The organism is Streptomyces sp. NRRL F-2580 (genome assembly GCF_000720115.1).
Classification (GTDB): Bacteria; Actinomycetota; Actinomycetes; order Streptomycetales; family Streptomycetaceae; genus Streptomyces.
This window is the reverse complement of sequence record NZ_JOIR01000044.1, coordinates 25,070-50,162: the sequence shown is the minus strand read 5'-3', so window position 1 is coordinate 50,162 and position 25,093 is coordinate 25,070. Positions and strand designations below refer to the sequence as shown.

The 25,093-nt window shown below is 73.6% G+C and carries 23 protein-coding genes; 8 read left to right on the top strand and 15 right to left on the bottom strand.

Annotation, left to right across the window (positions count from 1 at the left end; genetic code table 11):
• Positions 1–176: 176 nt before the first annotated feature.
• From IF88_RS0134035 to IF88_RS0133985, 11 genes are all read right to left on the bottom strand, one after another.
• Positions 177–1,919 carry an ABC transporter substrate-binding protein gene (locus IF88_RS0134035; RefSeq protein WP_030721543.1) on the bottom strand — a complete coding sequence of 581 codons (1,743 nt, stop codon included), beginning with the start codon at positions 1,917–1,919 and terminating at the stop codon, positions 177–179.
• Positions 1,920–2,104: 185 nt separating this feature from the next.
• Positions 2,105–2,755, bottom strand: a complete 651-nt coding sequence (locus tag IF88_RS0134030) for an HAD family hydrolase (protein WP_030721542.1) — start codon at positions 2,753–2,755, stop codon at positions 2,105–2,107.
• A gap of 40 nt (positions 2,756–2,795) precedes the next feature.
• The gene (locus IF88_RS0134025; protein WP_037808050.1) at positions 2,796–3,506 is read right to left on the bottom strand and encodes a GntR family transcriptional regulator; all 711 of its coding nucleotides are present in this window, start codon (positions 3,504–3,506) and stop codon (positions 2,796–2,798) included.
• Positions 3,507–3,576: 70 nt separating this feature from the next.
• Positions 3,577–4,482 carry an ornithine cyclodeaminase family protein gene (locus tag IF88_RS0134020; RefSeq protein ID WP_037808074.1) on the bottom strand — a complete coding sequence of 302 codons (906 nt, stop codon included), beginning with the start codon at positions 4,480–4,482 and terminating at the stop codon, positions 3,577–3,579.
• 119 nt (positions 4,483–4,601) lie between these two features.
• Positions 4,602–5,618: a proline racemase family protein gene (locus IF88_RS0134015; RefSeq protein ID WP_030721536.1), complete on the bottom strand. Its 1,017-nt coding sequence runs from the start codon at positions 5,616–5,618 to the stop codon at positions 4,602–4,604.
• Positions 5,615–6,619 (bottom strand): proline racemase family protein, encoded by a 1,005-nt coding sequence (locus IF88_RS0134010; protein ID WP_030721534.1) that lies wholly within the window; start codon positions 6,617–6,619, stop codon positions 5,615–5,617. The genes IF88_RS0134015 and IF88_RS0134010 overlap by 4 nt, the downstream gene beginning before the upstream one ends.
• Before the next feature lie 20 nt (positions 6,620–6,639).
• Positions 6,640–7,572, bottom strand: a complete 933-nt coding sequence (locus IF88_RS0134005; RefSeq protein WP_030721532.1) for a dihydrodipicolinate synthase family protein — start codon at positions 7,570–7,572, stop codon at positions 6,640–6,642.
• Between the two features lie 75 nt (positions 7,573–7,647).
• Entirely contained in the window at positions 7,648–9,078 is a 1,431-nt protein-coding gene (locus IF88_RS0134000) for an NAD(P)/FAD-dependent oxidoreductase (protein WP_030721530.1), read from the bottom strand.
• Positions 9,059–9,373 carry a (2Fe-2S)-binding protein gene (locus IF88_RS0133995; RefSeq protein ID WP_030721527.1) on the bottom strand — a complete coding sequence of 105 codons (315 nt, stop codon included), beginning with the start codon at positions 9,371–9,373 and terminating at the stop codon, positions 9,059–9,061. Before IF88_RS0133995 ends, IF88_RS0134000 begins: the two co-directional genes overlap by 20 nt.
• A gap of 88 nt (positions 9,374–9,461) precedes the next feature.
• Positions 9,462–10,613 carry an NAD(P)/FAD-dependent oxidoreductase gene (locus tag IF88_RS0133990; RefSeq protein ID WP_030721525.1) on the bottom strand — a complete coding sequence of 384 codons (1,152 nt, stop codon included), beginning with the start codon at positions 10,611–10,613 and terminating at the stop codon, positions 9,462–9,464.
• Positions 10,614–10,705: 92 nt separating this feature from the next.
• Positions 10,706–13,078 carry a collagenase gene (locus tag IF88_RS0133985; RefSeq protein ID WP_030721523.1) on the bottom strand — a complete coding sequence of 791 codons (2,373 nt, stop codon included), beginning with the start codon at positions 13,076–13,078 and terminating at the stop codon, positions 10,706–10,708.
• Positions 13,079–13,253: 175 nt separating this feature from the next.
• On the opposite strand from IF88_RS0133985, the gene IF88_RS0133980 reads away from it, so the two are divergent.
• Positions 13,254–14,624, top strand: coding sequence for an aminopeptidase P family protein (locus IF88_RS0133980; RefSeq protein WP_030721522.1), 1,371 nt, complete (start codon positions 13,254–13,256; stop codon positions 14,622–14,624).
• A 39-nt stretch (positions 14,625–14,663) separates the two neighbouring features.
• Here the strand turns inward: IF88_RS0133980 and IF88_RS0133975 are convergent, their stop codons facing one another.
• Positions 14,664–15,686, bottom strand: coding sequence for a Rieske 2Fe-2S domain-containing protein (locus IF88_RS0133975; RefSeq protein ID WP_078893308.1), 1,023 nt, complete (start codon positions 15,684–15,686; stop codon positions 14,664–14,666).
• A 197-nt stretch (positions 15,687–15,883) separates the two neighbouring features.
• On the opposite strand from IF88_RS0133975, the gene IF88_RS0133970 reads away from it, so the two are divergent.
• Positions 15,884–17,461 (top strand): flavin-containing monooxygenase, encoded by a 1,578-nt coding sequence (locus tag IF88_RS0133970; RefSeq protein ID WP_063754877.1) that lies wholly within the window; start codon positions 15,884–15,886, stop codon positions 17,459–17,461.
• Here the strand turns inward: IF88_RS0133970 and IF88_RS0133965 are convergent.
• The gene (locus IF88_RS0133965) at positions 17,412–18,335 is read right to left on the bottom strand and encodes a LysR family transcriptional regulator (protein WP_051838019.1); all 924 of its coding nucleotides are present in this window, start codon (positions 18,333–18,335) and stop codon (positions 17,412–17,414) included. The two genes, IF88_RS0133970 and IF88_RS0133965, sit on opposite strands and share 50 nt — an antisense overlap.
• Positions 18,336–18,443: 108 nt before the next feature.
• Between IF88_RS0133965 and IF88_RS0133960 the strand changes: the two genes are divergently transcribed.
• Together IF88_RS0133960 and IF88_RS0133955 are read left to right on the top strand one after the other, a co-directional pair.
• Positions 18,444–19,205, top strand: a complete 762-nt coding sequence (locus IF88_RS0133960; protein ID WP_051838018.1) for an SDR family NAD(P)-dependent oxidoreductase — start codon at positions 18,444–18,446, stop codon at positions 19,203–19,205.
• Between the two features lie 62 nt (positions 19,206–19,267).
• Positions 19,268–19,477, top strand: a complete 210-nt coding sequence (locus IF88_RS0133955) for a tautomerase family protein (protein ID WP_030721511.1) — start codon at positions 19,268–19,270, stop codon at positions 19,475–19,477.
• Positions 19,478–19,505: 28 nt separating this feature from the next.
• Here IF88_RS0133955 and IF88_RS0133950 read toward each other — a convergent pair whose 3' ends face one another.
• Together IF88_RS0133950 and IF88_RS0133945 are read right to left on the bottom strand one after the other, a co-directional pair.
• Complete coding sequence (locus IF88_RS0133950) at positions 19,506–19,904, bottom strand: RidA family protein (protein WP_030721497.1); 399 nt, start codon at positions 19,902–19,904, stop codon at positions 19,506–19,508.
• Positions 19,901–21,070, bottom strand: coding sequence for an acyl-CoA dehydrogenase family protein (locus IF88_RS0133945; protein WP_037808044.1), 1,170 nt, complete (start codon positions 21,068–21,070; stop codon positions 19,901–19,903). The genes IF88_RS0133950 and IF88_RS0133945 overlap by 4 nt, the downstream gene beginning before the upstream one ends.
• 127 nt (positions 21,071–21,197) lie before the next feature.
• On the opposite strand from IF88_RS0133945, the gene IF88_RS0133940 reads away from it, so the two are divergent.
• The 4 genes from IF88_RS0133940 to IF88_RS0133925 all read left to right on the top strand — a co-directional run bounded on the left by IF88_RS0133940 (position 21,198) and on the right by IF88_RS0133925 (position 25,045).
• The gene (locus IF88_RS0133940) at positions 21,198–22,847 is read left to right on the top strand and encodes an AMP-binding protein (protein WP_030721492.1); all 1,650 of its coding nucleotides are present in this window, start codon (positions 21,198–21,200) and stop codon (positions 22,845–22,847) included.
• Between the two features lie 4 nt (positions 22,848–22,851).
• Positions 22,852–23,652 carry a PaaX family transcriptional regulator C-terminal domain-containing protein gene (locus IF88_RS0133935; RefSeq protein ID WP_030721489.1) on the top strand — a complete coding sequence of 267 codons (801 nt, stop codon included), beginning with the start codon at positions 22,852–22,854 and terminating at the stop codon, positions 23,650–23,652.
• A 162-nt stretch (positions 23,653–23,814) separates the two neighbouring features.
• Complete coding sequence (locus IF88_RS45925) at positions 23,815–24,159, top strand: hypothetical protein (RefSeq protein WP_051838017.1); 345 nt, start codon at positions 23,815–23,817, stop codon at positions 24,157–24,159.
• A 46-nt stretch (positions 24,160–24,205) separates the two neighbouring features.
• Positions 24,206–25,045, top strand: coding sequence for a GNAT family N-acetyltransferase (locus IF88_RS0133925; RefSeq protein WP_030721482.1), 840 nt, complete (start codon positions 24,206–24,208; stop codon positions 25,043–25,045).
• Positions 25,046–25,093: the final 48 nt, after the last annotated feature.

Here is a 25,093-nt window from a genome sequence, read left to right as displayed (position 1 = left end):
GGCTGGGGCAGTGCCGGGGGCCGGGGCGCTGCCGGGGGCCGGGGCGCTGCCGACGGCGTGGGCGCTGCCGACGGCGTGGGCGGCACCTGGGGGCGGGGTGCCGTCAGGGCCCAGGGGTGCCCGGTCGTCCGGGACCGGTGCGGTGGTGGTCATGGCTGCGGGGATCCCTCGGGCCCTCAGCCCTGGCTCTTCGACGGGTCCTTGAGGCCGACCGTCGCGTAGTCGATCTCGCCGGTCCACACCGGGTGGCCGAACGCGCCGGCGATGTTGGGGCCGACGAGCAGCGGCTTGCGCTCCAGCAGGACCGGGATGGACGGGGACTTCTTCATGAGCTCCGCGTCCAGGTCGATCCAGGCCTGGTTGGCCTGCTTCGCGTCGGCCATGTTGTTGATCTCGTCGATCCGCTTGATGGTCGCCTCGTCGCGGAACTGGCTGTAGTTGCCCTGGTTGCCCTTGTCCTTGATGGTGCGTCCGTCGAAGACGAACGGGATCCAAGTGGAGCCGGACGGGTAGTCGGGGCACCAGCCGGTGAAGGTCATGTCGGGGGTGGTGGACAGATCGCCGATGACGTCGTAGTACGCGCCCGGGTCGACGGTGTCGATGACGACCTCGATGCCCGCGCGGGACAGGCCCTGCTGGATGGCCTCGGCGACGTTCTTGTCGCCGGTGGAGACGGACAGGGAGACCTTGAGCTTCTCCTTGCCGGCGGCCTTCAGCAGTTCCTTGGCCTTGGCCGGGTCGCCGGCCGGGGCGATCTTCAGCGTGTCGGCCTGCTTGCCGCCGGTCAGCGCCGGGGGCAGGTAGGCGGTGGCGATCTCGTTGAGGGCCGGCCCGCCGCCGGCGGTGACCACGGCCTCCTTGTCGACGGCGTACTGCACGGCCTCGCGGACCTTGGGGTCGTCGAAGGGGGCGCGGGAGTTGTTGAGGAAGAGCATCTCGGTACAGCCCTTGGACTCCGCGATCAGGCGCGCCTTGACGTCCGGCTTGGGCAGCACCTTGGGGGCGCTCTCGGGGCGCATGTCGGCGTACTGGACGGTGGAGGCGTCGGGGCCCTCGCCGGCGATGATGCGGTCGTCGACCTGGCCGCCCTTGAGGCCCATGACGACGACGAACTTGTCGGGGTAGGCCTTGCGCACGGTGTCGGTCTTCGCGTCCCAGTGCTCGTTGCGGACCAGGACCAGCTTCTTGTCGCGGTCGTACGACTCGATCTTGTAAGGGCCGGAGGAGAACGGGCGGGCGTCGTACTGGGTGCCCTTCTCCTGGGACTGGGGCACGGGCGAGAAGGTCGGCAGGGTGGCCGTCGCGGAGAACTCGGCCACCGGTCGCTTGAGTTCGAAGACGATCGTGCGGTCGTCGGGGGTCTTGACGGAGTCGAGGTGCTGCCCCTGGAGCGGGCCCTTGTAGCCCTCGGTCCCGGCCAGGTACTGGGCCGCGTAGTCGGGGCCGCCGGTGAGGTCGGGGGCGAAGGAGCGCTCGACGTTGTACTTGACGTCCTGGGCCCTGACCGGGGTGCCGTCCTCGTACTTCACGCCCTCCTTGAGGGTGAAGGTCCAGGTGCGGCCGCCGTTGGAGGGGGTGCCGAGGTCGGTGGCGAGGTCGGGGACCAGCTCGCTGCCGGCCTTGCCGGGCTCGGCCTTGAAGGTGACGAGGGTGCGGTAGAGGAGGCGCGTGCCGAAGTCCATGGTCGGCATGACCCAGTTGCGGGCGGGGTCGAGGTGGGCGAAGTCCTGGTTGGACAGGACGGTGAGGGTGCCGCCCTTGACCGGGGCGCCGCCGAGGATCTTGCCGTCGTTGGCGGCGGCGGGGTTGGACGCGCCGGCGCCGGCGGAGCCCTTCTTCGTGTCGGAGCAGCCCGAGGCGCCGAGTGCGAGTGCTGCCACCAGGGCGGTGGCGAGGGCGAGTTGGGTGCGCTTGGTCATGGGTCACTCCAGTGAAGGGCCGCGCTCTAGGGTGTGACCGGTAACATAGTAATGTGAAATTGTACTGACAAGGGGTTGAGCGGCCCGTTATTCAGCCGTGTCCAAATCCCTCTGCCCGGTGCGGTGTTGGGAGGCTCGGTGTGGGGAGGCAGGCTCGGACGCGACCCGGGGGACGGGGCCGGGTGTCAGATCGCGGCGAGCAGTTCCGGAAGCTTGCGCATGTCGTCGAAGACGATCGTGCCGGGGCCTTCGAGCCGCCCGGCGGGCGTCGGGCCGCCGGAGTAGCCGAACGCGCGCATCCCGGCCGCCCTGGCCGCCCGGACGCCGGGCCCGCTGTCCTCGACCACCGCGCACACCTGCGGGTCGAAGCCCATCGTGCGGGCGGCATGCAGGAAGAGGTCCGGGGCGGGCTTGCCCCGGGAGACCTCGCTCGCACTGAAGATACGGCCCTCGAAGTGGCCGTACAGACCGGTGCGCCCCAGGGTGTGCCGCATCTTCTCGTGCGAGCCGCTGGACGCGACGCAGGTCGGCAGGGTGATGGCGGCGAGCGCCTCGGGCAGCCCCTCCACCGGGTCCAGCCCGAGGTCCACCGCGTCCCGGTGCCGCTCGATGAGCCGCTTCCACCAGAGCGCGGCCGTCTGCACGCCGAGCCGCTCGGCGAGCTGCTCGACGATCGACTCCTTGGAGCGGCCGATGAAGCGCTCGACCACCTCGTCCGCGGTCAGCGGCCAGCCCAACTCCGCCCCGAGCTCCACCTGGAGGCGTACCGCGAGGCGTTCACTGTCGACCAGGACACCGTCGCAGTCGAATATCACGAGCTCTACCGGCTTGATCATCCCCACAGGATAGGCGGTGGACCGGCGGCTGCCGCCGGGTCTAGAGGCCGGAGCCGAGGCCGCCCGGGGTGCGGCCGACCGGTTCGTCGCGGCCCTGGGCCCAGAGCGAGCGGACGTGGCCGAGGTGGCGGACCATGCAGGCCTCGGCCGCCGCGGCGTCGCCGCTGATCATCAGGTCGAGCAGCTCGATGTGCTCCTCCGCCGAGGAGACGAGCTTGCCGGCCTCGTCCAGGCCGGTCAGCCCGTACAGGCGGGACCGCTTGCGCAGGTCGCCGACGGTCTCGACGAGCCGGTCGTTGCCCGCGAGCCCGAGCAGCGTGAGGTGGAAGCGGCGGTCCGCCTCCAGGTAACCGATGAGGTTGTGCTCGCGCGCGCTGGTGACGATCTCCTCCGCGATCGGCCGCAGCGCCTCCAGCTGCTCCGTCGTGGCGATCTTCGTGATCCGGCCGATGGTCGGCACCTCGATCATCGTGCGCAGTTCGGTGAACTGGTCCAGGTCGCGCTCGCTGACCTCGGTGATCCGGAAACCCTTGTTGCGGACCGGCTCGACCAGTCCCTCCCGGGCCAGGTCGAGCATCGCCTCGCGCACCGGGGTGGCCGAGACTCCGAGTTCGGTCGCGAGGCCGGGAGCCGAGTAGACGCTGCCGGGGCGCAGCTCACCCGCTATCAGGGCGGCTCGCAGTGCGTGGCCTACCTGGTCGCGGAGCCGTTCCTGGGCCTTGATGAGACTGTGCTGCTTCAGGTCACCCATTGCATTTCCTCCGAGACCCCCGACACCACCGACGCGCAGAGGAACAGCGTACAATGTCACGTTGCGCTGCTCACACTCCGGCGGCCTCCCACAGCGCGACCGCCACGGCGAGATCTTCCCAGGCCATGCCCACACTCTTGAAGAGCTGTGGACAACTCTGCGCTCCGCCCGCCGGCATCCGCCCCGCGACCAGGTCGGCGAGGGTGCCGGTGATGTGGCCGGGCCCGATCGCCCCCTCCGCCTCCGGGACCAGCAGGTCACCGGCCTCCCGCAGGGCCGCCGCGCGGGATTCCACGTACACGGCCGCGCGTCGCACGAGGGCCGTGTCCGTCTCCCGGGCGGTCGGCTCGTGCGAGCCCACGGCGACGACGGTGGCGCCCGGGCCGACGAGGCGCCCGTCGAAGAGCGGTTCCCGGGCGGTGGTGCAGCAGATCACCAGATCCGCGTCGGCCACCGCCTTCGGGGTACCGGTCCGGGCGGGCAGTCCCAGGCCGCGGGCGTGCGCGGCGAGCCGCTCCCCGCCCGCCGGGTCGCGGGCGACCACCACCACCTCGGCCAACTCCCGGACCGAGAGCGCCGCTTCGAGGTGCCCATAGGCCTGGGGTCCGGAGCCGAAGAGCACCAGCCGCAGCGGGCGGCCGGCCGGGGCCAGGTGGCGCAGCGCGAGGGCGGAGACGGCCGGCGTGCGCAGGGTGGTCAGGGCGGCTCCGTCGAGCAGGGCCAGCGGGCGCAGGGTGGGCCCGTCCAGCAGCAGGTAGGAGCCGGTGATCCGGGGCAGCCCGCGGGCCGGGTTGCCGGGCGCCACCCCGGCGATCTTCACCCCGGCGTACGAGCCGGACGCGGCCGGCATCAGCAGCAGTTCGCCGCCGGGTACGGCGAGCGCCGTACGCTGCGGACAGTTCTCGGGATCCAGCCCGGCCCGAAGGACCTCCGCCAGGGCATCCGCCGCCGCCGCCGGGGTCAGGAGCTCGGCCATGGCGTCGGCGCCCAACTGCGGGAGCCCGCCCGCAACCGGACCCGCCGGGGCCGTGGCCGGCGCCGCGGCGGCCGACGCGGCCGGGGCCGGCCCGGCGGACCTCCCCACATCGGACCGCCTCACCACGGGAATCCCGTCCCCAGCGCGTCGTGCGGGTCGAGCACGAAGGAGTGTTCGCCGGTGCGGTAGGCGGTGCCGGTGACCTCGGTGACCCCGCCGTCCAGCATCCGTCCGGTGAACATCGTGCCGGTGACCGACTCGTGCAGCAGGTCCTCGCCGGGGCCGAGCCGCCCGTCCTCCGCGAGCAGGGCGAGCCGCGTCGAGGTGCCGGAGCCGCAGGGCGAGCGGTCGATCTGGCCGTCCGCGAACACGGTGACGTTGCGCTGGTGCGGCCCGAACGGAGTGTCCGGGAGCTCCTCGTGGAGGATCACCCCGTACACCCCGGACAGCAGCGGGCCGTCGGGGTGCCAGGTGGCGGGGTGCGTGGCGAGCGCGGCCCGGATCTCCCGGCCGGCCCGCACCAGGGCGGGCAGGGAGGACCGGGAGACGTCCAGGCCGAGGTCGCGGGCGCGGACGGAGGCGTAGCAGGCCCCGGCGTGCGCGATGTCCACCTCGGCGAGGCCGAGGGTGGTGGCGACGGGGACCTTGCGGGCGCCCACCCGGGCCGGCACGTTGCGGAAGGTGACCCCGGTGGTGCGGCCGCCGTCCCGGTGCACGGTCGCGGTGACCCGCCCGGACGGTACGTCGATGCGCACCTGGGCGTCGCCGTCGTCCGGGGCGGCGACCCGGCCGGTGTCCACGGCCCAGGCGCCGAGGGCCATGGTGCCGTGGCCGCACGCGGTGGAGTAGCCGTCCTTGTGCCAGAACAGCACGCCGAAGTGGGCCCCGTCGTCGTCGGCCGGGACCACGAACCCCCCGTACATCCCGGCGTGTCCGCGCGGCTCCTGCACGAGCAGGCGCCGTACGTCGTCGAGCGCGCCCCGGCGCGGGGCGGTCCCCGAGCCACCCGGGCCGATGGCGGTGGCACAGCGCTCGGCGACGGTATCACCGGGCACCGCCGGGCCCTGCGCGCCGCAGTCGACGATCCGGAACGGCTCGCCGGCGGTGTGGTAGTCCACCGTTCGGACGGTGATCACAGGAGGAAGCCTCCGGGGAAGGGGTCGGCCGGATCGAGGAAGTACTGGGCGGTGCCGGTGATCCAGGCCCGGCCGGTGACCGTGGGGACCACGGCCGGGAGTCCGCCGACGGTGGTCCGCGCGACCAGCCGCCCGGTGAACTCGGTGCCGATGAAGGACTCGTTGACGAAGTCCGCGCCGAGCTCCAGGAGGCCGCGGGCGTGCAGCTGGGCCATCCGCGCGCTGGTGCCCGTACCGCAGGGCGAGCGGTCGAACCAGCCCGGGTGGATGGCCATGGCGTGCCGGGAGCGGCGGGCGTCGGAGCCGGGGGCGGCGAGGTAGACGTGCTTGACCCCGGCGATGGAGGGGTTCTCGGGGTGGACGGGCCGGTCGTCGCCCGCGTTGATCGCGTCCATGACCGCGAGTCCGGCGGCGAGCAGGTCGTCCTTGCGGGCGCGGTCGAAGGGGAGGCCGAGGGCGTCGAGTTCGACGAAGGCGTAGAAGTTGCCGCCGTAGGCCAGGTCGTAGGTGACCGTGCCGAAGCCGGCGACCTCGGCCTTGAGGTCGAGGCCGACGCTGAAGGAGGGGACGTTGGTGAGGGTGACGGCGGTGGCCGCACCGTCCTCGACGCGGACGTCGACGCTCACCAGTCCGGCCGGGGTGTCGAGCCGGACCGTGGTGACCGGCTCGACGACGGGCACCATGCCGGTCTCGACGAGGACGGTGGCGACACCGATGGTGCCGTGCCCGCACATGGGGAGCAGGCCGGACACCTCGATGTAGAGGACGCCGAAGTCGGCGTCGGGGCGGGTGGGGGGCTGCAGGATGGCGCCGCTCATCGCGGAGTGCCCGCGCGGCTCGTACATGAGCAGGGTGCGGACGTGGTCCGTGTGCTCGATGAAGTGGAGCCGCTTCTCGGCCATGGTGGCACCGGGGATCACCCCGACTCCCCCGGTGATCACCCGGGTCGGCATGCCCTCGGTGTGCGAGTCCACCGCGTGGTAGACGTGGCGCGTACGCATCTGGCGTCCCCTCCAGTCGGTTAGTTGAGGCCCTCGGCGAGGGCCTTCTCGGTGGCGGCGCGGACGGCCGCCTCGGTGTCGCCGGTGAGCGGGAAGCGGGGCGGACGGGTGGCGCCGCCGGGGCGCCCGGCCAGGTCCATGGAGAGCTTGATGGCCTGGACGAACTCGGTCTTGGAGTCCCAGCGCAGCAGGGAGTGCAGGGACTTGTAGAGCGGCAGGGCGGTGGTGAGGTCCCCGGCGACGGCGGCCCGGTAGAGGGTGGCGCAGGAGTTGGGGAGCGCGTTGGGGTAGCCGGCGATCCAGCCGACGGCGCCCGCGAGGGCGAGTTCGAGCAGGACGTCGTCGGCGCCGATGAGCAGGTCGAGGCCGGGGGCGAGTTCGGCGATCTCGTAGGCGCGGCGCACGTCCCCGCTGAACTCCTTGACGGCGACGATGGAGCCGTCGGTGTGCAGCCGGGCGAGGAGGGCCGGGGTCAGGTCCACCTTGGTGTCGTACGGGTTGTTGTACGCGACGACGGGCAGCCCGGCGCGGGCGACCTCGGCGTAGTGGGCGCGTACGGTCTCCTCGTCGGCCCGGAAGGCGTTGGGCGGCAGGAGGAGTACGGAGCCGGCGCCGGCCTCGGCGGCCTGCTCGGCCCAGCGGCGGGCCTCGGCACTGCCGTACGCGGCGACGCCGGGCATCACGCGGGCGCCGTCGCCGGCGGCTTCGACGGCGGTGCGCACGACCCGCGCGCGCTCCTCGTCGGTGAGGGTCTGGTACTCCCCGAGGGAGCCGTTGGGGACCACGCCGTCGCAGCCGTTGGCGATCAGCCAGGCCACGTGTTCGGCGTAGGCGTCGTAGTCGACGGTGAGGTCCTCGCGCAGGGGGAGGGCGGTGGCGACCATGATGCCGTGCCAGGGGCGGGTGCGGGTGTCCGTACCGGTGGTGGGCGCGGGGGTGTGCGCGTCGGTCATGAGAGAGCTCCCTAGAGTGATGTGTGACATTTTACTAGTGGGTGTGGAGCGGCCACAAGAGGCCGGGCCGCCCGATCAGTCGTCCGCCGGGGGCAGTTGCGCGAGGTGGCGCAGCGGGACCGGGCAGGACAGGGGCCGCCGGTCGGGCCCGGGCTCGCCGCCGGCGAGGGCGGCGACGGCAGGTCCGCACATGCGGCCCTGGCACCAGCCCATTCCGGAGCGGGTGAGGAGTTTGACCGTACGGGCGTCCCGGGCGCCCAGATCGGCGACGGCCTCGCGGATCCGGCCGGCCGGAACCTCCTCGCAGCGGCACACGACGGCGTCGTCGCGGAGCCAGCCGGTCCAGCCGTCGCCGGGCCGGTGGGCGGCGCCCATGGCCTCGGCGAAGCCGCGCAGGCGGGCGCGGCGGCCGGTGAGGGCGGCGGGCGCGGGCCGGCCTGCGATCGCGTGGGCGGCGATCTCCCCCTCGACGAGGGCCAGTTGGGCGCCGCCGATGCCGCCGGTCTCCCCCGCGGACCAGATCCCGGGGACGGAGGTCCGCTGCTGGGCGTCCAGCGCCAACGCGACGGTGCCGTCGGCGGTCCGGCGGGTGGCGCAGCCAAGGCCGGTCGCCAGCTCCAGCTGCGGGACGAGCCCGTGCCCGACGGCGAGGGCGTCGCAGGGGATCCGGCGGGCGGTACCCGGCAGCGGCCGCCAGTCCCTGTCGAGCCGGGCCACGGTGACGGCCTCGACCCGGTCGGTGCCGTGGGCTTCGGTCACGGCGTGCCGGGTGAGGAGGCGGATGCGGCGGCGCACGAGGGCGCTGCCGTACGTGGCGGCTTCGGCGAGCTTGCCGGGGTTGCGGAGCAGGGCGGGGAGGTGGCCGGCGTACGCGGTGTACGCCGCGGCTTCGACCACGGCCGGCACCCGGGCCCCGGCGGCCGCGAGCGAGCCGGCGACGGCGAGCAGCAGCGGACCGCTCCCGGCGACGACGACCCGCCTGCCGGGCAGGACGAGCCCGCTCTTGAGCATGGCCTGGGCCCCGCCGGCCCCGACCACGCCGGGCAGGGTCCAGCCGGGGAAGGGCAGTTGCCGCTCGTACGACCCGGTGGCGAGGAGCACGGCCCGGGCGCGCAGGGCGGCGGCGGCCTCCTCGGGACCGGCGACGGCGTGCTGTGTCCAGCCGCCGCCGTCCGGGACCACGGCCCAGACGTGGTGGGCCGGGAGGTACGTGATCCGGCCCGCCGACTCGTGGACGCGCAGGGCGGCTTCGCGACGGGCGAAGTCGGCCCAGCCGTGGTGCAGGGCCTCGGGGCGGGCAGCGCCGAGGCCCGGGGCGGGGTGACGGTAGTACTGCCCGCCGGGGCGGTCCCCCGCGTCGAGCACGGCGACCCGCAGGCCGAGCCCGGCGGCGGTGACGGCCGCGGCGAGCCCGGCCGGCCCGGCGCCGACGACGGCGAGGTCGAAGGCGGCGTCGGCCGAGGCGGCGTCGGTGAAGGCGGCGGGGTCAGACGGTGAGGTCGGCACGGCCGGTTCCCTCCTGGGTGGTGACGGTGTCCCCCGGGCGGGCCGGGACCAGGCAGGCGCGCTGGTTCGGGCGGCCGTTGACGGTGACGAGGCAGTCGTAGCAGCTGCCGATCCCGCAGAACGCGCCGCGCGGGGCGCCGCCCTCGCGGGTGGTCCGCCAGGCCAGGATCCCCGCGCCCCAGAGCGCGGCGGCGATGCTCTGGCCCGCCTGGGCCGTGAGTTCGCGGCCGTCGAAGCGCAGGACGTACGTGGCAGAGGGGGCTCCGCCGACGAGGGTGCGCGGGGTCTGGCTCATCGGCGGTTCTCCTCGGGCGCGGGCGCGGTACGGGTGGGGGGCGCGGGCCGGTACCGGGTCGCGCTGCGCGCGCCTTCTCCCCGGACCGTCATCGGGCCGGGTCCTGGTCGAAGCGCGCCGGGTGGAAGGGGGCCTGGGGGAGCGGGGGTTCGGCGCCCGTCAGGGCGGCGGTGATCAGGGCGCCGGTGGCCGGGGCCAGGCCGATGCCGGCTCCCTCGTGGCCGCAGGCGTGCAGGAGGCCCGGGCGCCGGGGGTCGGGGCCGATCGCCGGGAGGTGGTCGGGGAGGTAGGGGCGGAAGCCGTGGTAGGTGCGCAGGACCCGGACGTCGGCCAGCACCGGGAAGAGCGCCGCCGCCTGCGCGGCCAGCCGGCGCAGGGCCTCCGTCGAGAGGGAGCGGTCGAAGCCGACCCGCTCCCGGGTGGCGCCGATCAGGACCGGGCCCGAGGGGGTGCCCTCGACCACCGCCGAGGACTGCAGGGCGGCGGAGCCGCTGGCGACGTCCGCGATGTAGTCGGCGGCGTAGACCTTGTGCCGGACCAGTCGCGGGAGCGGCTCGGTCACCAGGACGAAGCCGCGGCGCGGGAGGACGGGCAGGGTGACGCCGGCCAGCTCGGCGATGCGGCCGCCCCAGGTGCCGGCCGCGTTCACCACGGCCGGGGCCAGGAGTTCGCGGCGCGGGGTGCGCACGCCTCGTACGGCGCCCCGGTCCAGCAGGACGCCCGTCACCTCCTCGCCGAGGTACACCTCGGCCCCGGACGCGGCGAGCAGCCGCGCCGCCGCCTGGGCCGGCTGGACCTGGGCGTCCTGCGGGTAGTGGAACCCGCCCGCCAGGCCCGGGGCCAGGTGCGGCTCCAGCTCCTGTAGGGCGTCCGCGGGCACCTCGACCGCGTCGACCCCGGCCTTGCGCTGGCCCTCGGCGAAGCTCCGCAGGGCCCGCACGGTGGCGTCGTCCGGGGCGACGACGAGCCCGCCCTTGGGCTCGTACTCGATCGCGGGCGGGAGGACCGCGGCGAGTTCGGTCCAGAGCCGGGTGGACAGGAGGGCCAGGTCGAGCTCCGGGCCCGCCTCCTTGTCGGAGACGAGCAGGTTGCCTTCGCCGGCGCCGGTCGTGCCGCCGGCGACGGCTCCGCGGTCGACCACGGCCACGGCGAGCCCGGCGCGGGCCGCGTAGTAGGCGCAGGCCGCCCCGACGACGCCGGCGCCGATGATCACGGCGTCCAGGGAGTGTCTCTTGAGCACGGCAGTAATATGTCACATTCTTTATTGGCTGCCCAGACCTGCCCGGACCGGTCCCGCACCCTCCTCAGGCGCGGGACCGGTCCGGTGCCGGGTCAGCTGCGGAGCGGTCCCTCACAGCTGTAACTCGAGGTGCCCGCCTTGTTGTTGCTCCAGATCTCCAGCGGACCGAAGGAGCAGTTCATGTCGGCGAGGTTGTTGGAGGCCGCGCCCGCCCGGTCGAGGATGAAGTAGTCGACCGTCTCCGACATGTCCTTGAAGTTCTGGTCGTCGCTGCGCCAGTTCTTCAGGTTGGCGGTGATCCGGCCGGTACAGGCGAACCGGCGCTTGCCGGCGTCGCCGTTCTCCACGCAGTCCGGGGTGTTGTACGTGGCCTTGGCGAAGGCCGACTTCACCGACGCGAGCGCGGAGTCGCGCAGCTGGTCGTTGGGGGTGAAGGAGGTGTTCGGCACGTAGAGCTGGTCGACCTTGGCGATCTGCGCGTCCAGGAAGCGGTCGTAGTCGCGCTGGAGGTAGCTGTCGGCGCCCATCCGGTGGCGCCAGGAGTCGTACGCCGCCACGTCGTTGTTGCGCAGGTGGGTGTACATCTCGCGCAGCAGGGTGGGCTTCTCGGTCCACAGGAACTCGAAGAAGGTGCCGGCGTAGCTGTAGAAGCGGAAGCCGTCGCCGTCGTAGGTGGCGTTCAGCAGCTGCTCGACGCTCATGCGCGGGCCGCCGCCCGAGGTGTCGCTGATGACGCTCTTCACGAGGGACTTGCGGACGGCGATGCCGTTGTCGCGGGTGGCGCCGTCGAAGAACTCGGCGGTGCCCTCGTCCATGGCGGTCGTGCGGTCGCCCTCGTACCAGGGGCCCTCGCCGAAGAAGCCGGGGACGGCGTAGCGGCCGTTGAGGTAGTGCGTGTACTCGTGGCGGAAGAGCTCTTCCAGGGTGAGGGAGGAGTCCTGCGGGACGCGGCGCTGGTAGGTGTAGAAGGTGGCGCCGTTCTCGATGTAGATGCCGCCGTTGTTGGTGCCGTAGCCGGTCAGGATCGGGTGGTAGTTCACGTAGTCGGCGCGGGAGGCGTAGAGCACGATGTTGAGCGTGGTGTTGGGGTCGCCCGCGATCGGCTGCTCGGTGCCGAGCACGCGGTGGTACTGGGCCTTGACCTGCTTGCTCGCGTAGTACAGCTGGTCGACGGTGGCCCGGTCCAGGGCGGTGCGGACCTTGATGGCGCCGTTGTCGTAGGAGTAGGTGTAGGGGAAGAGCTGCTTCTCGATGTCCTCCTTGCACACCCCGTACGGCTTGCACGCCTCGTAGAAGTTCAGCCAGGAGACGAGCTTGGCCCACTGCTCGCTGCCGTCGCCGAAGCCGGTCTTGACGGGCCCCAGCAGCGCGCCGAGGTCGGTGGCGATCTGGCCCCGCAGGCCGTCGACCTGGCCGAAGCGGCCGTACTCGCCGAGCGCGTCGCGGGCCACCCAGGCGTTGCCGGTCCCCTTGAGGTGGGTGTAGCCGGCGAAGGCCTTGAAGGCGGCGCGGTAGGCGGGGTCGGCGGAGACGGCGGCGTGGAAGGCGGTGTCCTCGTTGCCCGGGTAGACGCCCAGGTAGTTGGTCGAGAGCGCGGCGAGGACGGCGCCGGCCCAGGTGGCGTCGAGATTCGTGGCGGGGTGCGCCGGGTCCATGGTGGCCAGGACCTTCTTGATGAGCCCGAGCTGGTGCTGGCGCAGGCCGGGGCCCGCGGCGTAGAGGGCCTCGCGCAGCGTGCGGGCGTTGGAGGGGGTGACGTCGAAGGTCCGCGCGGCGTTGCCGAAGTCGTCGATGGCCTTGCGGGTCGCGGCGACGGTCGGGGCGTCGGTGACGTCGATCTCGTCGCGTGAGAAGTCGTGGTAGGCGACCGCGTGCAGGTACGTGAACATCTCCTCCAGGTGGGAGGAGTTGCGGCCGTCGTGGGCGGCGGCCAGGGCGGATATTCGGCGGGCGACGGCCTGGACGTGCGCGTCCGACATCACCGGGGCCAGGCGGGCGTCCCAGGTCCAGATGAGACCGCGCAGGCAGCCGTCGGCGAGGACGGCCTGGTCGCCGAGGAAGTCGGCGAACTGCTCCGGGGTGAGGTTCGTGATCCCGTCGAGGGTGCAGGGGACGCCGGCGGCGACGCTCTTCGCGGTGGGGGCCGCCTTGGCCGCCTTGCCGCGCTTCTCCAGGTCGTCGGCGGGCGCGGCGGCGGTCGCCGCGCCGGGCACCTGGCCGGTGATGGCCTGTCCGCCGGGGGCCGGGGCGGGCGCCGGGGTGTTGTCCTTCGCGTTGGCGAGGCGGTCGACCTCGTCGAACGGGTTCCCCGTGGGACCGGGGGCGGGAGCGGTCCGGGCGGCGGTGAAGGGGGCCGGCGCCGCGGACTCGGCGGCCTGCGTCGTGGCCTGTCCCGCGGTGGCGAGGAGGGTCACGGCCACGGCGGAGGCGAGAAGGGAAGAGCGCACAGCTCTGTGCTTGAGCACCGAGAACTCCTGATGGGGAGAGAGGTGAGGTGGGGGGTGGTGCGTGAACTGCCCTGGGTCACACGGCGTTTGACGGGGGTTAACGTGCCGCGGTGTGAGCTGTAACATAGTAATGTGAAATTGCACTGACAAGACCTGTGCGCCCATCAGTTCGCATCATTCTTGAAGGAGCCTCGTGACCGAGACCCCCGCCCTCCTCAACACGGGCAGTCACGACCGCCCGGTATCCCCGGAGTTGTCCCGCTTCATGGCGGGCGACTGGGCCACTTCCCCGCTCCCCGACTCCGCACGCGTACCGGGGTACGCCGTCACCCCGGCCCGCCGGGCACGGCTCTCGGCCCGCTTCCCCGGCGAGCGGCTGATCGTCCCGGCCGGCGAGCTGAAGGTCCGCTCCAACGACTGCGACCACCGGTTCCGCCCGCACAGCGCGTACGCCTGGCTGACCGGCCTCACGGGCGAGGACCAGGCGGGTCACGTCCTGGTCATGGAGCCGTCGGGCCCGCACGCCCACGAGGCAGTGCTGTACCTGCGGCCGCGCTCGCCGCGGGCGGGCGGGAACGAGGAGTTCTTCCGGGACCGCAGGTACGGGGAGTTCTGGGTGGGCCGCCGGCCGGACCTGGCGGAGGCGCAGCGCCTCACCGGCATCCGCTGCGCGCACCTGGACGAGCTGGGGTCACCGGCGGGCCGCGACGCGGCCTGCGACCCGGAACTGGCCTCCGCCCTCTCGGAGTTGCGCCTGGCGAAGGACGCGTGGGAGGTCGAGCAGCTCCAGCTGGCCGTGGACCACACGGCGGCCGGCTTCGAGGACGTCGTACGGGCCCTGCCGCGCGCCCTGGCGCATCCGCGCGGGGAGCGGTGGATCGAGGGGGTCTTCGGCCTGCGCGCGCGGGCCGAGGGCAACGGCACCGGGTACGAGACCATCGCGGCCTCGGGCGCCCACGCCTGCACCCTCCACTGGATCCGCAACGACGGCCGGCTGAACGGGGACGAACTGCTGCTGCTGGACGCAGGCGTGGAGACGGACACCCTCTACACGGCGGACATCACCCGCACCCTCCCGTTGTCGGGCCGCTTCTCCCCCGTCCAGCGGCAGGTCTACGAACTGGTCCTGGCCGCGCAGGAGGCGGGCATGGCGGCGCTGCGCCCCGGCGCGAGCTTCGGCGACTTCCACCGGGCCGGCATGCGGGTGATCGCGGAGGGCCTGGCGGAGTGGGGCGTCCTGAAGGACGCGGAGGGCGACCTGCACCGCCGGTACACGCTGTGCAGCAGCGGGCACATGCTGGGGCTGGACGTGCACGACTGCGCGAAGGCGCGGGCGGAGACCTACCTCGAGGGCGTCCTGGAGGAGGGCCAGGTCCTCACGGTGGAGCCGGGCCTGTACCTCCAGCCGGACGACGAGACGCTCCCGGCGGCGCTGCGGGGCATCGGGGTCCGCATCGAGGACGACCTGGTGATCACGGCGGACGGCGCCCGCCTGATGTCGGGCGCACTGCCGCGCACGGTCGCCGGGATCGAGGAGTGGATGGGCCGCCTGCTGGAGGGCTAGGGATGTCTTGTCGACCGGGCCGGGCGCCCCGTACGCGCGTCAGGGCGGCGGGTAGAACTGGCGGGCCCAGTGGCGGAAGAGGCCGATCGCCTCGTCGTTCGCGGCGAGGCGGGGCTGCGGCTCGTAGCGTTTGGTGTTCCAGATCCTCAGGTCCTGGCGGACTTTGCCGACCGCGGTCCTCAGCATCGCGTGGGCGAAGGCCCGGTGCAGGCCGCGCCGCGGGAGTGGAGCTGCCGCGGCGTCCGGCGCGTGGAGGTCCGCACAGGCCGTCGCCACGAGCATGCGGGTGTGCCGGGGCCCGGTCGGCGTGTGCATGGCCCACAGGTAGCTGACGAGACCGAGCCGGGGCAGCGGGAGTTCGACGCGGAGGTGTCCCAGCCCCGCCATGAGGAACGAATGGTCGGCCTGGATCCGCCGCCTCAGGGCGGCCGGCCGGTCCGGTCCCAGGCGCAGGCGCATGCGCAGGAGGGCGCCCTGGACCGTCGGGGGTTCGAGTTCCCGTACGGCCACGTGGTGCAGGACGGGCAGGTGCCGGTAGTCGAGGGTGTTCTCGATGATTTCCTGGGGGTGGGTGCGCACGTCGGTGCTCCAGGCGGCCGTCGGCACGACCCCCGCCTGGAGGGTGCCGGGAACCTCCCAGGTGGGCGGGGCGCCGTCCGGTTCGTTCCAGGCGAAGAGGAAGCCGTTGCGCTCGCTGACGGCGTGGTGCTGCAGGCGGGCGCGCGGTGGCGGGCCGTGGGGCGTCGAGGCGCAAGTGCCGTCCGGGGCGAAGGCGAAGCGGTGGAAGGGACACACCAGGTACTGGCCCTCGACGGTGCCGCCCGCCCCGAGATGGGCACCGAGGTGGGGACAGTACGGGTGCACCGCGCGGGCCCGGCCGTCGCGGGTGCGGTAGAGGACGACGTCCTCGCCCATGAACCGGCGGGTCAGGACGTTGCCGGGGGCGAGTTCGCGCGAGCGTGCCAGACAGAACCAACCGCTGGGGTACGGGAGATGCCGTCCCGGGTCTTCGACGGCATGCTGCGGACCACCGGCCCCGGACGGTGCGTCCCTCGTCGTCATGACCGGCAGCCAACCACAGAACGGGGCAAGGGATTTCACCTGCCCGGCAAGATCACTCGTACGAGCCACGTGCACGGCGCGACCCCCCGCCCGATGACGGGAGGGCCTAGGATCGGTCGCCCTGAGTGACCGTCATGTCACTTTCGAGAGCGATCCGGCACCGGCCGTGATGCTCACCGCGCGGGGAGGGAGCAGACGTGGCCCGGGAAACCTCCGGCAGTAACCGTCAGGCGGCGGAGGTCGTCGTCATCGGGGCCGGTCTGTCGGGTGTGGCCGCCGTGATCGCCCTGCGCCGGGCCGGGATCGACGACGTCGTGGTGCTGGAGAAGGCCGATCGCCTCGGCGGGACCTGGCGGGACAACACCTACCCGGGATGCGGGTGCGACGTGCCCGCGATGCTGTACGAGTACTCCTTCGCTCCCCACCCCTGGAGCCGCTGTTTCGCCGACCGCTCCGAGATCCTCGACTACCTGCGGCTCACCGCGTCCACGCACGGCGCGGACGACGCGATCCGCTACGGCACCGAGGTGCTGGACGCCCGCTGGGAGCCCGGGGCGCACCGCTGGAACCTGGAGACCACGACAGGTGCGTACACGGCCCGGGCCGTGATCGTCGCCACCGGCCCCTGGCACCGGCCCCGCCGTCCCGCCATCCCCGGCCTCGACGCCTTCCCCGGCCCCGTCTTCCACTCCGCCCGCTGGAACCACGACGCCGAACTGGCCGGGCGCCGTATCGCGGTGGTCGGCACCGGGGCGTCCGCCGTCCAGTTCCTGCCCGAGATCCAGCCGGAGGCCGCTCGCCTCGACGTCTTCCAGAGCACACCGCACTGGGTGCTCCCGAAGCCCGACTACCCCCTGCCCGCCCGGCTGCACGGCTTCCTCGGGCGCCATCCGGCCGCACGCCGCGCGCTGCGCGGCATGCACCACTGGACCCAGGAGGCCGTCGGCCTGCCGCTGCGCCACCCCCGCCTGCTGCGGCCCCTGGAGGCCGTGGCCCGCCTGCACCTGCGCACTTCCGTGCCGGACCGGGCCTTGCGCGAGGCGCTCACTCCCCACTACCGCCTCGGGGGCCGCCGTCTGATCACCTCCGACACCTACTACCCCACCCTCACCCGGCCCAACGTCCGCCTGCATCCCACCCGCGCGACCGCTGTGGAAGGCTCCCACGTCATCGGAGCCGACGGCCGGCGCGCACCCGCCGACGTCATCGTCCTCGCCACCGGCTACCACGTCGGCGAGATCCCCCTGGCCGGCCGGCTGCACGGCACCGGCGGCGTTCCGCTGGCCCGGACCTGGGCGGACGACCGCCGCGCCTACCTGGGCACCAGCGTCAGCGGATACCCCAACCTCTTCCTCCTCGTCGGGCCGAACCTGCTCACCGGCACCACTGCCGTACCCACCGTCCTGGAGGCCCAGCTCCGCTACATCGCCGGCGCCCTCACCCACTTGCGGGCCAGCGGGTGCGCCGCCATGGACGTCAGGCCCGAAGCCGAGGAAGCCCACCAGCGGGCCCTGCGCGAGGCGCTGCGCACCACCGTCTACAGCCCCGCCAACGGGTCCGGCTACTACTTCGGCGTCCCGGGCGTCAACACGTTCTCCTGGCCGTGGTCGACCGCCAGGCTCGTCAAGCGACTGCACGCCTTCTCCCCGGACCCGTACGCCTGGACGCTGCCGGGGGCGCTGCCGGCGCCCCGCGAGGGGCGGGATCGGCACGCGGACGGGACTCTCAGCCTCCGCCCGGGAGCGCGGCCCGGGGGGCCGTCAGGCACGCCGTGAGTTCCTCGACGAAGGCCTCCAGGTGGGGCGGGCGCGGCCCGGTCCGGGTGGCGCAGAACCAGGTGCGGGTCATCGGCTTCGCGCCGATCCGCACGAGGGCGAGGCCGTGCGAGGCGACGTACGGGGCGGCCACCCAGTTGGGCAGGACCGTCACGCCTTGGCCGCCCGCGACCATCTCGACCACCAGTTCGGTGACCACCGGCATGATGGTGATCCGGCCGGGCCGGGACCCCGGCGGGATCGGCAGCGGCGTCGAGGGGATGCGGCTCTGGTCGTAGCCGTCGTAGAGGACCAGGTCGACGCCGTCGAAGTCACGGGCGGTCAGGTGCGCCCGCGCGGCCCACGGGTGCCCGGCCGGCACCACGGCCATCATCTCGTCGTCGAACAGCCTGGTCAGGGACACCCGGTCCATCTGCACATCCGGCTTGGTGACCAGCGCGACGTCGACCAGGTCGGCGAGCAGTGCCGGGATCGGAGCGTCGTCGGGGACGGTCTCCAGGCGTACGTCGACGTCCGGCGCGCGCTCGCGGAAGGCGCGCAGTACGGGCGGCAGCCAGGGGAAGGTCGTGCTGCACTGCGCGGTGAAGCGGACCCGCCGGTCGCGCCCGTCGCGGATCTCCCTCAAGTCCCGGGAGGCCGAGGCCAGTTCGCCGAGGACCTGGCGGGCCGCCACGAGCATCCGGCGGCCGGCGGGGGTGGGGACCAGGCGGCGGCCCTTGCGGTCGAAGAGGGGCATGCCCAGGCGGGCCTCCAGGCGGGTGAGCCGCTGACTGAGTGCCGGCTGGCTCACGTAGAGCCTCTCGGCGGCCGCGGTCAGCGAGCCGGCCTCGGCGGTGGCGTCCAGGAGCTCAAGGTCGCGCAGATCCACATCCATAACGTGGGATTATGGCATGCTTCAATTTTCGTCGTGGTGTTATGGGTTGATGGTTCGTAGGTTTTCTGGTGTCAGCAGGACGGACCCCTCGCCCGGAAGGCACACACCATGAACGCCAACGCCAACGCCAGCTCCAACGCCGTCACCGCAATCGTCACCGGCTCCTCCAGCGGCATCGGGCTGGACATCGCCCGCGCCTTCCTGGCGAGTGGTGCCAACGTCGTCCTCAACGGCCGGGATTCCGACCGCCTCGCCAAGGCCGCCGCCGGTCTCGGTCACCCGGAGCGGACCGCCTGGGTCGCGGGTGCCATCGCCGAACCGGAGACCGGCGAGGCCCTCGTCCGTACCGCGCTCGACCGGTTCGGCGGAATCGACGTCCTGGTGAACAACGCGGGCACCTTCGCCTCGAAGCCCTTCGCCGAGGTCACCGAGGCCGAGCTCGACGGATTCCTGACGGGCAACCTCAAGGGGACCTACCTCACCACCCAGGCCGTGGTGCGGGCGCTGCGCGCCCAGGGCCGCGGCGGCAGCATCGTCAACATCGGCACCGTCCTGGTGGACCACGCGCTGGCCGGCTTCCCGGCCTCCGCACCCGTGGTCAGCAAGGCCGGAGTGCACGCGCTGACGACCAGCCTGGCCGCCGAGCTCGCCGCCGACGGGATCCGCGTCAACCTCGTGTCACCCGGCATCATCCGCACCCCACTGCACGCGGGCTCCGACGTGGACTCCTTCGGCGGACTGGCCCTGCTGAACCGGGTCGGCGAGGCCCCCGAGGTCTCCGACGCCGTGCTCTACCTCGCGGGCGCCACGTTCGTCACCGGCCACGCCCTGCGCGTGGACGGCGGTCATGTGACCGGCCGCGCCGTCTGAACCCCTGCCGCTCGCCCGCGTACTCCGCGCACTCCCCGCCCATCGGAAGGACATCCACCGCCATGCCGTACGTCAACGTCAAGATCACCCGTGAGGGCGCCACCGCCGCCCAGAAGGCCGAGATCATCGCCGGTGTGACCGACCTGCTGGTCAGGGTCCTCGACAAGGACCCGGCCACCACCTTCGTGCTCATCGACGAGGTCGCTCTGGAAGACTGGGGCGTCGGCGGCGTCACGACGGCCGAGTACCGCCGGACCCGTGCGCGGAGCTGAGCGGTAGGGGTCCGCTCCTCTGGGACGGTTACGGGAGCACCGCGATGCCGTCGAGTTCGACCAGGGCCTGGTCGTCCCAGAGGCGGACCACTCCGATGACGGCCATCGCCGGGTAGTCGCGGCCCGCCAGCCGGCGCCAGACGCGGCCCAGTTCGGCCGCGCAGGCGCGGTACGCCGGCACGTCCACGGCGTACACCGTCACCCGGGCCAGGTCCGCCGGGGAGCCGCCCGCCGCCGCGAGGGCGGCCAGGAGGTTGGTCAGGGCCACCTCGAACTGTTCCGGCAGGCCCTCCCCCACCACCTTGCCCGACCCGTCCAGCGCGGTCTGGCCCGCCAGGAACACCAGCCGGGATCCGCTCGCCGCGACGGCGTGCGAGAAGCCCGTCGCCGGCGACAGCTCCGCCGGGTTGATCCGGTCGAGGCTCATCGCCCGGCCGCCTCTCCGGCCGACGGCCCGGCCGGCGGCCCCGGCAGGGTCCCGTACAGCTCCTTCGCGATGATCGTGCGCTGCACCTCGCTCGCCCCCTCGTAGATCCTCGGCGCCCGCACCTCCCGGTAGAGGTGCTCCAGCAGGTGGCCCCGGCGCAGGGCGACCGCCCCGTGCAGCTGGACGGCGTGGTCGACCACGTACTGGGCCGTCTCCGTGGCCAGCAGTTTCGCCATGGCCGCCCGGCGCGGAACGTCCGCGGCGCCCCGGTCGTAGGCCCCGGCCGCCGCGTACACCAACAGCCGGGCCGCCTCCGTGCGGGTGGCCATCTCGGCCACCCGGTGCGCCACCGCCTGGAGGTCGCTCAGCGTTCCGCCGAACGCCGCCCTGCCCGCCGTGTACGCGAGCGTCGCGTCGAGCGCGGCCCGGGCCATGCCCACCGCGAAGGCGCCGACGCTCGGCCGGAAGAGGTTCAGGGTGTCCATCGCGACGCGGAAGCCCCGCCCTGGTTCGCCGAGCAGGTCCCGCGGCCCGACCGGGACCCCGTCGAAGGTCAGGGAGCCGATCGGGTGCGGGGAGAGCATGTCCAGCGGTTCGCCGGAGAGTCCGGGACGGTCGGCCGGGACGAGGAAGGCGGAGACCCCCTTGGCCCCCGGCCCCTCACCCGTCCGGGCGAACACGGTGTAGAAATCCGCTTCCGGGGCGTTGGAGATCCAGCACTTCTGTCCGCTGAGCCGCCAGCCGCCCCGGGCGTCCGGGTCGGCCGCGGCCGCAAGCGCCAAGGCCGCCGCGTCCGAGCCGGCTCCCGGCTCGCTCAGGGCGAAGGCCGCCACCGCCCGCCCGGCGCGCACCTGCGGCAGCCAGCGCTCCCGTTGCGCCTCGCTCCCGGCCCGGAGCACCGGGTACGCGCCCAGTCCCTGGAGGGCGAGTGCGGTCTCGGCCTCCGTACAGCCGTAGGCGAGGGACTCGCGCAGCAGGCACAGTTCCAGCGCGCCCGAGGCGAACACCCGCTCCAGCAGGCCCAGCTCGCCGAGCGCGGCGAGCAGCGGCCGGTTGACCCTGCCCGGTTCCCCCTTCTCGGCCAGCGGCCTCAGCCTGTCGGCCGCCAGTGCGCGCAACTGCCCGCACCACTCCTCCTGGTCCACCCCGAGCGCGAATCCGGTCATCCGAATGTCCCCGCATCTATCGCGTCCTGTTGACTGCCGTCACCATCACGATACGCTCGTGTGGCAACAGCACGGCCGGCCCCACCCCACTCCGGACCGCTGCAGGGGGCGACCCGCCTTGGACCTCATGCCTTCCGCTCACACGGACACCTTCGCCCGTGACCATCTGCCACCCGCCGACACCTGGCCGGAGCTCGTCTTCGATCTGCCCGAACTGGCCTATCCCGACCGGCTGAACTGCGGGGTGGAGCTGCTCGACGCCACCATCGCCCGGTTCCGCCCCGGGGGCGCCGACCGCCCGGCCTTCCGCAGCGGGGCGGGCGAGGTGTGGACGTACGGAGGGCTGCGCGAGCGCGTGGACCGCCTCGCCCACGTACTCACCGTCGACCTCGGCGTCGTCCCCGGCAACCGGGTGCTGCTGCGCGGGCCCACCAGCCCCTGGCTCGCCGCCTGCTGGCTGGCGGTCATGAAGGCGGGCGCGGTGGCGGTTACCGTACTGCCCCAGCAGCGCGCGAAGGAGCTGGCCACGGTCTGCGCGATGGCCCGGGTCCAGCACGCCCTGTGCCATGCCGACGTGCTGGACGACCTGGTCAAGGCCGAGGTGCCGGGGCTGCGGATCACCGCCTATGGGGGCGTGGCGCAGGACGACCTGCTGCGGCTGGCCGAGAGACACGAGGGGCCCTACCAGGCCGCCCCGACCTCCGCCGACGACGTCGCCCTGATCGCCTTCACCTCCGGGACCACCGGACGGCCCAAGGGCTGCATGCACTTCCACCGCGACCTGCTCGCCGTCGCCGACACCTTCTCCCGCAGCGTGCTGCGCCCCCGCCCGGACGACGTGTTCGCGGGCAGCCCGCCGCTCGGGTTCACCTTCGGCCTCGGCGGCCTGGTCGTCTTCCCGCTGCGGGCGGGCGCGTCCGCGCTGCTGCTGGAGGAGGCGGTGCCGCGCCGGCTGTTGCCCGCCCTCGCGGAGCACCGGGTGACGGTGCTGTTCACCGCCCCCACCGCGTACCGGACGATGCTGGACGCCCTGGGGCCGTACGACGTGGGCACGTACGACCTGTCCGCGCTGCGCCGCTGCGTCTCGGCCGGGGAGAACCTGCCCGCCGCCACCTGGCAGGCCTGGCACGAGCGCACCGGCCTGCGGATCATCAACGGCATCGGGGCGACCGAGCTGCTGCACATCTTCATCTCCGCCGCCGACGAGGAGATCCGGCCCGGCACGACCGGCCGGGTGGTCCCTGGCTGGCAGGCGCGGGTGGTGGACCGCGCCGGACGTCCCGTCACGGACAACGAGCCGGGGCTGCTGGCCGTACGCGGCCCGGTGGGCTGCCGCTACCTGGCCGATCCTCGGCAGGGGGAGTACGTACAGGGCGGCTGGAACCTGACCGGTGACACCTACGTGCGCGATCCGGAGGGCTACTTCCGCTACGTCGCCCGGGCCGACGACATGATCGTCTCGGCGGGTTACAACATCGCGGGCCCGGAGGTGGAGGAAGCCCTGCTGCGCCACCCGGACGTGGTGGAGGCGGCGGTGGTGGGCCGCCCGGACGAGCGACGCGGGCAGGTCGTGGTGGCGTACACCGTCACACGTGACGGCGTGGTCCTCACGGAGGAGGCGCTGCGCACCTTCATGCGGGCGGAGCTGGCCCCGCACAAGTGCCCGCGCTCCTTCGTCTTCCTCCCCGTGCTCCCCCGCACGGCGACGGGCAAGCTGCAGCGCTTCCGGCTGCGGGATCATGGAACCCCGCCCGACCGGCCCGACGGCCTAGAGTGAAGCCGTGGTCGAGCAGCACACCCCGCGATCCCTGATCGTCACGTTCTACGGAGCCTACGGGCGGGCCTTCGAGGGCCCGGTCCCGGTGTCCGCGCTGATCCGCCTGCTGGGCGCGGTCGGCGTGGACGCCCCGTCGGTCCGCTCGTCGGTGTCCCGGCTGAAGCGGCGCGGCTTTCTGCTGCCCGCGCGCGCCGCGGACGGTTCGGCGGCGTACGGGCTCTCCGAGGAGGCCCAGCAGCTGCTGGACGACGGCGACCGCCGGATCTACGGCAGTCCGCCGCTGTCGGACGAGTGGCTGGTGGCGGTGTTCTCCGTTCCGGAGCAGGAGCGGAGCAAACGGCACCTGCTGCGCTCCCGGCTGGCCCGGCTCGGTTTCGGCGCGGTGGCGCCGGGCGTGTGGATCGCCCCGGCCCGGCTGGCCGAGGAGACCGCGCACACGCTGGAGCGGCTGCACCTGACGCCGTACGTGGAACTGTTCCGCGGGGCCCACCTCGGCTTCGCGCCGAGCGCCGAGGCGGTGGCCCGCTGGTGGGACCTGGCGGCCCTGGCCAAGCAGCACGAGGAATTCCTCGATGTGCACGAACCGGCCCTGCGCGCCCTCCAGTCGGGCCCGGAGCCGACGCCGGAGGAGGCCTACCGCGGCTACCTGTTCGCGCTGGACTCCTGGCGGCGCCTGCCGTACGCCGACCCGGGCATGCCGCGCGAGCTGCTCCCGGCGGACTGGCCGGGCGACCGGGCGGCGGCCGTCTTCGCCGGGCTGCACGAGCGGCTGCGCGATTCCGGGGCGGCCTTCGCGGAACCGTAGGCGGCGAAGACCGCGTCACGAGGTGGCGCGACGCGTCACTCCCCTGTTCCTCCGTACCCGCCGCCACAGCCCCCGCCCTCGGCTCGGCCGCCGTCCCAGCCGCAGCCCTCGTACCGGGGCCCCGCGAGGCCGCCCGGGCGAGGGGCCACGGCCCTGCTGCTGGTGACGGCGGCGCTGGTCGGAGCCGCGGCCGGGTGCTCCGCCATCGCGCTCGCCTCCCGCGCCCGCGCCTACTGCGACGCCGCCTGGGAGCCGGCCGGGCGGTTCGAGATGGCCTTCCTGCTGATGCCGATGGTGCCGGGATGCGCCTTCCTCGCAGTGGTGACCGCCTCCCTCAGCCGAGAGCTGCCCATGCTGTTGCGCCCGGTGCCGTTCCTGCTCGTGCTCGCGCTGGTGGTGCTCGTGTCCTTCGCCACGATGGGGACGCTGGACGGATATCCCGGGAACCTGGAGCGGTGCGGGCCCGACAACGTGCCGCCGTGGTGGCCGCGTTGGCTGCCGACCTGACGGAAATCCGGGTGCGCGGCCGCTCCCCGTCCTGCCAGGATGGGCCATGACCTGGACCTTCACCACGGACCTGACGGCCTATCTGGCCGCGGCGGGTCCGGCCGCGGCTGCGCAGCCCGTCTCCAACACCCTTCTGCTGACCGTGGCCGACGGGCTGCGGCGGCGCGGCGGCGGCGCCTACGGCGACGGCACCCCCGTCTTCGGCTGGTGGACCGGCCCCGACCGGACCGTCGTCGGCGGGCTGCTGTGCACCCCGCCGTTCCCGATGGTGCTCGGCGTGGTTCCCGCCGAGGCGGTCCGGGCGCTGGGGGCCGCGCTCCGCGCCGAGCCGCTGCTCGCCGGGGTCCGCGCGTTCAACGCCCGCCGCCCGGACGCGGAGGCGCTGGCCGCGGCCTGGGGGCGGCCCACCCGGATCGCGGAGGAGCTCCGCCTGTACCGGCTGGCCGGCCTGGTCGCCCCGGATCCCGCCCCGTCCGGGCGGGCGCGCCCCGCCACCGGGGCGGACCTCCCGTTGCTGATGGAGTGGATCGAGGCCTTCCACGAGGAAGCGGGCGGGCACGGCACCGCCTCCGAGACCGCGCTGCGCGAGCGCATCTCGTACGGCGGGGCCCTGCTGTGGGAGCACGAGGGCGAGCCCGTCTCCCTCGCGGGCTTCTTCCGCCCGATCGGCTCGGCCTCCCGCATCGGCCCGGTCTACACCCCGCCCGCCCACCGCGGCCGCGGCTACGCCGCCGGGGTCACGCACGCGGCGACCCGGGCAGCGCACGCGGCCGGTGCCACGGAGGTCCTCCTCTTCACCGACCTGGCCAACCCCACGAGCAACGGCGTCTACCAGCGCCTGGGCTACACCCCGGTCGAGGACCGCGCCGAGGTCGTCCCGGTGTGAGCGGGCGGGGGCGGCGGCGGAGGCGGGGGAACCGGTCGAAACCCGCTT